8 protein-coding genes are annotated in these 9,958 nt (G+C 73.0%); 1 reads left to right on the forward strand and 7 read right to left on the reverse strand.

What is annotated here, in order from left to right; genetic code table 11:
* Positions 1–45: 45 nt before the first annotated feature.
* Positions 46–1,230, reverse strand: coding sequence for a MarP family serine protease (locus VE614_RS10670; RefSeq protein WP_324935078.1), 1,185 nt, complete (start codon positions 1,228–1,230; stop codon positions 46–48).
* Between the two features lie 187 nt (positions 1,231–1,417).
* On the opposite strand from VE614_RS10670, the gene VE614_RS10675 reads away from it, so the two are divergent.
* Complete coding sequence (locus VE614_RS10675; protein WP_324935080.1) at positions 1,418–2,314, forward strand: peptidoglycan recognition protein; 897 nt, start codon at positions 1,418–1,420, stop codon at positions 2,312–2,314.
* Positions 2,315–2,377: 63 nt separating this feature from the next.
* Here VE614_RS10675 and VE614_RS10680 read toward each other — a convergent pair whose 3' ends face one another.
* From VE614_RS10680 to sucB, 6 genes are all read right to left on the reverse strand, one after another.
* Positions 2,378–2,896 (reverse strand): DUF4240 domain-containing protein, encoded by a 519-nt coding sequence (locus VE614_RS10680; RefSeq protein ID WP_324935082.1) that lies wholly within the window; start codon positions 2,894–2,896, stop codon positions 2,378–2,380.
* A 49-nt stretch (positions 2,897–2,945) separates the two neighbouring features.
* The gene (locus tag VE614_RS10685) at positions 2,946–3,932 is read right to left on the reverse strand and encodes a helix-turn-helix transcriptional regulator (protein ID WP_324935084.1); all 987 of its coding nucleotides are present in this window, start codon (positions 3,930–3,932) and stop codon (positions 2,946–2,948) included.
* 62 nt (positions 3,933–3,994) lie between these two features.
* A complete protein-coding gene (aceE, locus tag VE614_RS10690) occupies positions 3,995–6,697 on the reverse strand; it encodes a pyruvate dehydrogenase (acetyl-transferring), homodimeric type (protein ID WP_324935086.1) in 2,703 nt (900 codons plus the stop codon).
* A gap of 270 nt (positions 6,698–6,967) precedes the next feature.
* Positions 6,968–8,011, reverse strand: coding sequence for an ABC transporter permease (locus tag VE614_RS10695; RefSeq protein WP_324935088.1), 1,044 nt, complete (start codon positions 8,009–8,011; stop codon positions 6,968–6,970).
* Between the two features lie 42 nt (positions 8,012–8,053).
* Positions 8,054–8,677, reverse strand: coding sequence for a GntR family transcriptional regulator (locus VE614_RS10700; protein ID WP_043500230.1), 624 nt, complete (start codon positions 8,675–8,677; stop codon positions 8,054–8,056).
* Between the two features lie 242 nt (positions 8,678–8,919).
* Positions 8,920–9,958: 2-oxoglutarate dehydrogenase, E2 component, dihydrolipoamide succinyltransferase (gene sucB / locus VE614_RS10705; protein WP_324935090.1), on the reverse strand; the 1,039-nt coding region annotated here is incomplete at its 5' end.

Below are 9,958 nucleotides of genomic sequence, written 5' to 3' on the forward strand. Positions count from 1 at the left end.
TGCCCCCGGGCACCCCGCCCCCGGGCACCCCGCCCCCGCGCAGCGCTACGAGGTGATCAGCTCGCCCGTGTCCACCCGTGCCGTCGCCCGCGCCGCCCGCTCGGCGTCGTCGGCGACCTCGGCGGCCGTGAGCACGTACCCCGTCTCCGCGTCGGAGGTGGACCGGGCGAACACCACCCCGTACACCCGGCCCTCGGTGGTCAGCAGCGGGCCGCCGGAGTTGCCGGGGCGGACCGTGGAGCGGATCGCGTAGATCTCGCGGGTGACCGTCTCGTCGCTGTAGATGTCCCGGCCCGTCGCCCGGACCCGGTTCGCGACCGTCGCCGCCTGCACGTCCAGGCCGCCGTCCTGCGGATATCCGGCGACCACCGCCGCGTCGCCGCGCTCCGCGTCGTCCTCGAACCGCAGCACGGGCGCGCGCAGCCCGGGCACCCGGAGCACGGCGACGTCCTTCTCCGGATCGAAGAGGACCACCGTCGCCTCGTACGCCGGGCCGATCCCGCCGACCCGCACGGTCGGCTCGTCGATGCCCGCCACCACGTGCGCGTTGGTCATCACCCGCTCCGCCGCGTACACGAACCCGCTGCCCTCGCGGCCCTGGGTGCCCGCGACGCCCTCCACCTTCACCGTGCTGCGCTGGGCGGCGGTCGTGGCGGCCACCGTGACGCTGTCCCCGGAGGGCCGCGCCACCTCGGCCGTCGACTCGTTCTCGAACGGGTTGAAGACCTGCGGGAAACCCGCCTCGGTGAGCGCCGAGGTGGCCCGCGAGAACCAGGCGGGCGTGGTGTCCGGCATCGCCTCCTGCACCGCGCCCAGCACCCGCGAGTCGCGGATCGCCGACGACAGCAGGGCGGACGAGGACGCCGCGAGGACGCTCGCCGCCACCCACGCCACGATCAGCACGGCCGCCGCGTTCGCCACCGCCCCGCCGAGGCCGTCGGCCACCCGCAGCGGCCCCCGGTCCAGCTCACGGCGCAGCCGCAGCGCCAGCCGGCCCGCAAGTTCGTGGCCCGCCGCGGCCGGGACCAGCACCGTGAGCACCGCGGTGACCGTGGCCGCCGTACTGCCCCGGGCCACCAGGTCCATCACCCACGGCAGCACCCACACGCCGATCGCCGCGCCGCCCACGAACCCGGCCAGCGAGACACAGCCGGCCACCAGCCCGCGCCGGTAGCCGGAGCCGGCGTAGAGCAGGACCGCGAGCAGCAGAAGGATGTCGAGGAGGTCCACCGAGCCGCCTTTCTCTCGGCCCCCTGTACGCGGGGGACGGGCCCAGTGATCAACCGTGCCCGGAGCGCCGCCGTCGAACCGGCCACACGGGCGGCTACCCGGGAGAACGTCGCGCACCGGGACGATGGTTCCGCCGGGTGGCACAGCACACATCGCGGGCGGCGGGGATCCTGCGGACAGTGGGATCATGCGTGTCTTCACAGGAGCCCGAAGAGCCGGCCGGACACGGAAGGCGCGCCGGCCCGTCCCGCGCCTGCCCCGCCCGGCGCGGGCCGTGCTGGGCGCGCTCCCCGGGCTCGCCGCCGCGGCCGCGCTGGCCCTGTGCGCCCACGGCGTCGAGGAGGCCGTCCAGGAGCACGCCGACCACCGGTCCGCGACCGCCCGCGCGACAGGCACGCACACCGCGCCCCGGCCGCCCATCGTGCCCCGCTCGGCATGGCTGGCGGAGACCCCGCCGGGCCAGCCGCCCCCGCGCTACGACGACACGGTCGTCGCGGTCTTCGTGCACCACACCGACTCGCCCAACGCCTACAGCTGCGCCGAGACGCCCCGCATCATCCGTTATCTGCACGCGGGTCAGACCGGCGTCCGGCGCTGGGACGACATCGGCTACAACTTCCTCGTGGACCGCTGCGGTGTGATCTACGAGGGCCGCGCGGGCGGGGTGGACCGCCCCGTCACCGGCGCCCACACCCAGGGGTTCAACCACCGCACCGTGGGCATCGCCGCCATCGGCACCTTCACGGCCGGCGTCGAGGTGCCGCGCGTGATGACCGACGCGATCGCCGCGCTGGCCGCCTGGAAGCTCGGGCCGTCGGGCACCGATCCGCGGGCCCGGGTCCGCCTCGTCTCCAGCCACAGCGGCAGCCGGTACGCCGCCGGCACCCGCGCCGGCCTGCCCGCCGTCGCCGGTCACGGCGACGGCTACATGACCAGCTGCCCCGGGGCCGCCCTCACCGCCCGCCTCCCGGAGATCCGCGACCTGGCGGCCCGCCTCCAGAACCGCCCGCGCGATGCGCCGGCGCGGCACAGCGTGTCCGCGGGGCGCTCGACCGGAGGCGGGGATCAGGGCCGGCGGCGGTGACAGCGGTGGCAGCGGCCACCGCTGCCGCCCTCGACGAGGCCGACGCGGCACCGCCGCACCGGATCACTCCCTGAAGCGGTACCAGAGCCGGGGATAGCGCTCGGCGAGCAGCGTCTCGTTCTCGAAGTCGAGCGGGGCGCCCTCCGGTTCGGCGGGGGCGGGCGGGACGCCGAGGTCCGGGGCGACGGTGCCGGTCAGCTGCTCGTACGCCTCGTCGGCCGCGTAGCCCAGCTCCTCGCCGTCGCCGTCGATCTCCTCGTCGAACTCGTCGAGCAGGTCGGCCAGCGAGTCCGGGTCGTGCAGGGCGCCCTCGAACACCTCGCGGCCCTGGCCGATCAGCCAGCAGCGGAAGAAGTCGAAGGCGTCGTCGCTGGCCCCGTCGAGCAGCACCCAGGCGGCGCCCCACAGATCCCAGCGGTAGGCGCGGCTGTAGCGGGCTTCGAAGTGACGGGCGAAGTCGAGCACGGCCTCCGGGTCCAGCTGGAGCAGCCGCTCCACGAGCAGCTCGGCCTGCTCCTCCGGGTCGCCCTCCGCGGCCTCCCGGGTGGAGTCGATCAGCTCCCAGAACTCCGTCTCGTCCATCACCGCTCCAGCATCGGCCCTGCGCGGGACGGACGCACCCCGGAGCGCCCTACTCGCCGTACCGCTGCGCCAGCAGCCGCGCGTCGGCGGCGAGCCGCTCGCGCAGCGACGGCGGGGAGAGCACCTCGGCCTCCGGGCCGAGCGCGGTGAGCTGGGTGTGCGCGACCTCCTCCGACTCCACGCGCAGGGTGACGGTGACCCGGCCTTCCGCGTCCGGCTCGTCCGTCGCGGCCAGTGCGTCGCGGGCGGCGAGCGGGTCGACGGCGTACGGCAGCCTGCGCGCGCCGTCCGGGGTGAGCCGTACGACGACCTCCGCGCGCAGCAGCGAGCGCGCGAACCGTTCGGCCTGCTCCTGCCAGAACGCGGGCAGGTCGAACTCCTCGTCGCGGGTGAAGCGCTCCGCGCCGGGTTCGACGGCCGTGAAGCGGTCGATGCGGTACGTCCGGAAGGCACCGGCGTCGGCGACCCGCGCGCACAGGTACCAGACGCCCGCCTTCAGCACGAGCCCGTACGGCTCCAGCTCCCGGACCACCTCCCGCCCACGCTCCCCGCCCCCGCGCCGGTAGCGGGCGGTGATCCGCCGGTCGTCCCACACCGCGTCGGCCACGGCCGGCAGCAGCTCGGGCGTCCGCAGCTCCTTGAACCAGCCCGGCGCGTCCAGGTGGAACCGCTGGGCCGCCGTGCGCGGGGCGTCCCGCAGCGACGGCAGCAGCGCCGCCGACACCTTCAGCCGGGCCGCCGACGCGGCGTCCTCCAGACCCATCTCGCGCAGCGCCCCCGGCACCCCGGACAGGAACAGCACCTCGGCCTCGCTGCGGTGCAGGCCGGTCAGCCGGGTGCGGTAGCCGCCGATCAGCCGGTAGCCCCCGGCCCGCCCCCGGTCGGCGTAGACCGGGACCCCGGCCTCGGACAGCGCCTGGGCGTCCCGGGTCACGGTCCGTTCCGACACCTCCAGCTCCCGCGCCAGCTCGGCGGCGGTCATCGAGGGCCGGGACTGGAGCAGCAGCACCATCTTGATCAGCCGGGCAGCACGCATGCAGCTCATGATGCAGGAAGGCCCCCGCCGAGGAGCGGGGGCCTTCCTGCAGAGCGGGAGCCCTACAGGCCGTAGCGCTCGCGCGCTTCCTTCACGGCCGTCGCCTTGACCTCGCCGCGCTTGGCGAGCTGGGCCAGGGCCGCGACGACGATCGACTGGGCGTCGACGCCGAAGTGGCGGCGGGCGGCCTCACGGGTGTCCGACAGACCGAAGCCGTCGGCGCCCAGCGAGGACCAGTCCTGCTCGACCCACTGCGCGATCTGGTCCGGGACCTGGCGCATGTAGTCGGAGACCGCCAGCACCGGGCCCTCGGCGCCCTGGAGAGCCTGGCGGACGAACGGCACCCGCTCCTCGCCGCGCAGCAGCGCCTCATCGGCCTCCAGCGCGTCCCGGCGGAGTTCCGACCAGGAGGTCGCGGACCACACGTCGGCGGCCACGCCCCACTCCCCGGCGAGCAGCTTCTGCGCTTCGAGGGCCCAGTGGATCGCGGTGCCGGAGCCCAGCAGCTGGATGCGCGGGGCACCCGCCGTCACCTCGACGCCCGCCGACTCCGCCGTGTTGAAGCGGTACAGGCCCTTGACGATGCCCTCGTCGATGCCGAGGCCCTGCGGCTTGGCCGGCTGCGGCAGCGGCTCGTTGTAGACCGTCAGGTAGTAGAAGACGTCCTGGTCCTCGCCCGGCTTGGCCTCTCCGTACATCCGGCGCAGACCTTCACGGACGATCACCGCGACCTCGTAGGCGAACGCGGGGTCGTAGGTGAGCGCGGCCGGGTTGGTCGCGGCGATGACGGGGGAGTGGCCGTCGGCGTGCTGGAGGCCCTCACCGGTCAGCGTGGTGCGGCCGGCGGTGGCGCCGACGAGGAAGCCGCGGCCGAGCTGGTCGCCGAGCTGCCACATCTGGTCGGCGGTGCGCTGCCAGCCGAACATCGAGTAGAAGATGTAGAACGGGATCATCGCCTCGCCGTGCGTCGCGTACGACGTCGAAGCGGCGATGAAGTCGGCCATCGAGCCGGCCTCGGTGATCCCCTCGTTGAGGATCTGGCCGTTCTCGGCCTCCTTGTAGTACATCAGCTGGTCGCGGTCGACCGGCTCGTACGTCTGGCCCTTGGGCGAGTAGATGCCGAGCGACGGGAAGAGCGACTCCATACCGAAGGTACGGGCCTCGTCGGGGACGATCGGCACCCAGCGCTTGCCGGTCTCCTTGTCGCGGACCAGGTCCTTGATCAGGCGGACGAAGGCCATGGTGGTGGCGACGTTCTGGGAGCCGGAGCCCTTGTCGAAGGAGGTGAACGCCTTCTCCGCCGGGGCGGGCAGCGCCGGCAGCGGGTGCACGCGGCGGGCCGGGGCCGGACCGCCGAGGGCGGCGCGGCGCTCCTGGAGGTAGCGGACCTCGGGGGAGTCGGCGCCCGGGTGGCCGTAGGGGACGACGCCGTCGACGAAGTCGCTGTCCTTGATCGGCAGGTCGAGCAGGTCGCGCATCGCCTTGAACTCGTCCACCGAGAGCTTCTTCATCTGATGGTTGGCGTTCTTCGACGCGAAGCCCTCACCGAGGGTGTGGCCCTTGACCGTCTGGGCCAGGATCACGGTCGGGGCGCCCTTGTGCTCGACGGCGGCCTTGTACGCGGCGTACACCTTGCGCGGCTCGTGACCGCCGCGGGAGAAGTGGAAGATCTCCAGGATCTTGTCGTCGCTCAGCAGCTTCGCCATCTCGGCGAGCGCCGGGTCCTTGCCGAAGAAGTCCTGGCGGATGTAGGCGGCGTCGCGGGTCTGGTACGTCTGGACCTGCGCGTCCGGTACCTCGCGCAGCCGGCGTACCAGCGCGCCGGTGGTGTCGAGCCGGAACAGCTCGTCCCAGGCGGAGCCCCACAGCGTCTTGATGACGTTCCAGCCGGCGCCGCGGAACTGGGCCTCCAGCTCCTGCACGATCTTGAAGTTGGCGCGGACCGGGCCGTCGAGGCGCTGCAGGTTGCAGTTGATGACGAAGGTGAGGTTGTCCAGCTCCTCACGCGCGGCGAGCGCGAGCGCCGCCGTCGACTCCGGCTCGTCCATTTCGCCGTCGCCGAGGAAGGCCCACACGTGGGAGTCGGAGACGTCCTTGATGCCGCGGTTGGTCAGGTAGCGGTTGAACCGCGCCTGGTAGATCGCGGAGAGCGGGCCGAGGCCCATGGAGACGGTGGGGAACTCCCACAGCCAGGGCAGGCGGCGCGGGTGCGGGTAGGACGGCAGGCCGTTGCCGCCGGACTCACGGCGGAAGTTGTCGAGGTGGTCCTCGTTGAGCCGGCCGTCGAGGAAGGCGCGGGCGTAGATGCCGGGGGAGGCGTGGCCCTGGATGTAGAGCTGGTCGCCCGAGCCGTCGGCCTCCTTGCCCTTGAAGAAGTGGTTGAAGCCGGTCTCGTACAGCCAGGCCGCGGAGGCGAAGGTGGCGATGTGGCCGCCGACGCCGTACTTCGAGCCGCGGGTCACCATGGCCGCCGCGTTCCAGCGGTTCCAGGCGGTGATCCGGGCCTCCATCGCCTCGTCACCCGGCAGGGCGGGCTCGGCGGCGGTGGGGATGGTGTTGACGTAGTCCGTCTCGAGGAGCTTCGGCAGCGCGATGCCGGCGCCCTCGGCGCGCTCCAGCGTGCGCCGCATCAGGTACGCGGCGCGGTGCGGGCCGGCCGCCTTGGCGACCGCGTCCAGCGAGGCCTGCCATTCGGCGGTCTCCTCGGGGTCGCGGTCAGGGAGCTGGTCGAGCGCGCTCGGCTGGATGGCGTTGGGGTCGGTCATGTCGCCGCCTTCCTCAGTCGAAGGGGGTTCCCTCATCTGCGTAAGGGTTCGGGGGTGCCCTAGGTCTTTGGCAGGACAGGGCGGAGACTTCGGTGGAAGTCCGTCGGCGACTGTAACCCCCTGATCGATGATCGATCAAAGGGTGGACGGCGAAAACCTCTCGATCCCGAGAAAGTAGGCACGCGGTGCCTTCGGCGATGGCACCGGGTGACGCGTTTTTGCCTTGTTTTCGCAGGTGAGGACGCGCCTGAGCGGAGGTTTGCTCGGGTGTCACCCCGCTGCGCCACCGGCTTCCACGCCCGCCGCTTCCTTCTCCCGCCCGCCGGGATGACGGTGCGACCAGTTCAGGAACACCCCGCAGGACAGCAGCGACCAGCCCGCCAGTACCAGGAACGGCAGGGCGTGCTGGTGCCCGGGGAAGTACACCGCCGTGTGCTGGGCGTTCACCGAGGCGCCCGGCGGCAGCCAGCGGCCGACCGCGCCCAGCACCGAGGGCAGCAGCGGCCAGGACACCGCCCCGCCCGAGGAGGGGTTGCCCACCAGCACCATCACGCCCCAGGTCGGCAGCATCGCCCAGCGGCCGATGAGCGTGTTGAACATCGTGAAGACCATGCCGCTGGTGAACATCGTCAGCGCCAGGATCAGCCACGACTCCGGGAACGGCAGATCCACCGAGCCCAGCAGCCAGTCCACCGCCGCGGCGATCGCGAACCCGCCCAGCAGCGCGTACGCCGCCGTGAAGGCGATCCGCTCCAGCGGGTTCAGCGCACGCGCGTGCACGCTGAGCTGGATCGCGCCCACGAAACCGATGATCACGGCGGCCAGCGAGATGTAGAAGACCGCGAGCCCGCGCGGATCACCCGGCTGGAGCGGCTTGACGTCCCGGACGGTGACCGACACCCCGGTCCGCTCGCCGGCCTCCAGCGCCGCTTCCGACAGCACGTCGGCCACGGACGCCCCGGACGCGCCCGAGACGTCGAGGGTGACCGCCCGGCCCTCGTCGCGCACCTCGAAGATCCCGAAGACCTCCTGCTCGTCGACGGCCGCGCGGGCGGCTGCCGGACGGTCGTAGGCACGCACCTTCACGGACGCGTTCAGAGCCCGCTCCAGGTCCTCCAGGAAGACCCGGCCCCGCGCGTGCTCGTACGGCCCCACCACCGCCGCCGGGATGGAGTGCGGCGTCGGATTCGCCATCGCATACGTGTACGACCAGGCGAAGAGGCCCGCCGCCGCGCTCAGGATCAGCACGAGCACCGTCGCCGGCAGGAACGGCGACTCCTCGAACCGCTTCCACGACGGCCGCGTACCGGACATGCCGGTCACCCTAGGACAGGCGCCGGGTGCCCGCCCGCAGGCTCACGCTCGTGGCGCGCACCCCAGGACATGCGCCTTCACGATCTCCGCGATCCGCGGGTCACGGCGGCGGAACGCGGCCACCAGCTCCTCGTGCTCCTCCGCGTACGACTGCTGGACGGTGCCCAGCCAGCGGATGGACAGCGCGGTGAACACCTCGATGCCCAGCCCTTCCCAGGTGTGCAGCAGCACCGAGTTGCCCGCCGCGCGCACCAGCTCCCGGTGGAAGCCCACCGTGTGCCGCACCTGCGCGGTGCCGTCCGCAGCCCGGTCCGCGTCGTACAGCGCGGCCACGTGCGGCTCCAGCGCCGAGCAGTCCTCCGCCAGCCGCTCGGCCGCCAGCTCCGCCGCGATCGCCTCCAGGCCCGCCCGGACCGGGTAGCTCTCCTCCAGGTCCGCGGCCGTCAGATTGCGCACCCGTACGCCCTTGTTCGGCGCGGACTCGATCAGGCGCAGCGACTCCAGCTCGCGCAGCGCCTCCCGGACGGGGGTCTGGCTGACCTCCAGCTCGGTCGCGATGCGCCGCTCCACGATCCGCTCGCCCGGCTGCCAGCGCCCGCTGATGATCCCTTCGAGGATGTGCTCGCGGATCTGTTCGCGCAGCGAGTGGATGACGGGCGCGGTCATGTGGGCTCCTTAGGGCGCGTCGACGCTTAGACAATAAGCCCGGTCCACCGGGGGCGAGGGGTGTGCGGCGACGCTTTGGTGCAGGTGAGACGAGGCTTACACGCCTAGGGGGCGGGGGTCTCCGTGGTCGGGCGGCCGCGGGCCGTGGGTGGCCGTCCGCGCGGTTCCCCGCGCCCCTGAAAGGTGGGTGCCCTCGCCCGGAGTTTCCGGACGAGGGCACCGATGCGCACCGAAAGGGCGTGTTACAGGCCCAGCTCGACCTCGAACTCGCCGGCCTCCAGGATGCCCTTGACCGCGGTCAGGTAACGCGCGGCGTCGGCGCCGTCGACCAGGCGGTGGTCGTAGGACAGGGTCAGGTACGTCATGTCGCGGACGCCGATGACCGTGCCCTCCTCCGTCTCGATGACGGCCGGACGCTTGACCGTGGCACCGATGCCGAGGATCGCGACCTGGCCCGGCGGCACGATGATCGTGTCGAACAGCGCGCCGCGCGAACCGGTGTTGGAGATGGTGAAGGTCGCGCCGGACAGCTCGTCCGGGGTGATCTTGCTGGCGCGGACCTTGCCGGCCAGCTCCGCCGTGGCCTTGGCGATACCGGCGATGTTGAGGTCACCGGCGTTCTTGATGACCGGGGTCATCAGGCCCTTCTCGGAGTCCACCGCGATACCGACGTTCTCGGTGTCGAAGTAGGTGATGGTCCCCTCGGCCTCGTTGATCTTGGCGTTGATGACCGGGTGGGCCTTCAGCGCCTGCGCGGCGGCCTTGACGAAGAACGGCATCGGGGAGAGCTTGACGCCCTCACGGGCCGCGAAGGAGTCCTTCGCCTTGGCGCGCAGCTTCATCAGGCGGGTGACGTCGACCTCGACGACCGACGACAGCTGGGCCTGCTCGTGCAGCGCCTTGACCATGTTGTCGCCGATGACCTTGCGGATCCGCGGCATCTTGATGGTCTGACCGCGCAGCGGGGACGCCTCCAGGGCCGGCGCCTTCCTGGCCGGGGCGGCGGCCGGCGCGGCAGCGGCGGGAGCCGGAGCGGCGGCGGCCTTCGCGGCCTCGGCGGCGGCGACGACGTCCTGCTTGCGGATCCGGCCGCCGACGCCGGTGCCCTTGACGGTGCCCAGGTCGACGCCGTTCTCGGCGGCGAGCTTGCGCACCAGCGGGGTGACGTAGGCGCCCTCGTCGGTCGGCTGCGCGGCGGCGGGCGCCGGAGCGGCCGGGGCCACCGGGGCGGCCGGAGCCGGGGCGGGCGCCGGGGCGGCGGGCTGGGCCGGAGCCGGAGCC

This window comes from Streptomyces sp., from assembly GCF_035645055.1.
Taxonomy (GTDB): Bacteria; Actinomycetota; Actinomycetes; order Streptomycetales; family Streptomycetaceae; genus Streptomyces.

What these genes read in the sequence shown, in the direction of transcription:
- aceE (WP_324935086.1), bottom strand. Translation starts at nt 6,697, where the DNA reads ATGACCGACCCCAACGCCATCCAGCCGAGCGCGCTCGACCAGCTCCCT.
- VE614_RS10695 (WP_324935088.1), bottom strand. Translation starts at nt 8,011, where the DNA reads ATGTCCGGTACGCGGCCGTCGTGGAAGCGGTTCGAGGAGTCGCCGTTC.
- VE614_RS10700 (WP_043500230.1), bottom strand. Translation starts at nt 8,677, where the DNA reads ATGACCGCGCCCGTCATCCACTCGCTGCGCGAACAGATCCGCGAGCAC.
- VE614_RS10685 (WP_324935084.1), bottom strand. Translation starts at nt 3,932, where the DNA reads ATGCGTGCTGCCCGGCTGATCAAGATGGTGCTGCTGCTCCAGTCCCGG.
- VE614_RS10680 (WP_324935082.1), bottom strand. Translation starts at nt 2,896, where the DNA reads ATGGACGAGACGGAGTTCTGGGAGCTGATCGACTCCACCCGGGAGGCC.
- VE614_RS10675 (WP_324935080.1), top strand. Translation starts at nt 1,418, where the DNA reads ATGCGTGTCTTCACAGGAGCCCGAAGAGCCGGCCGGACACGGAAGGCG.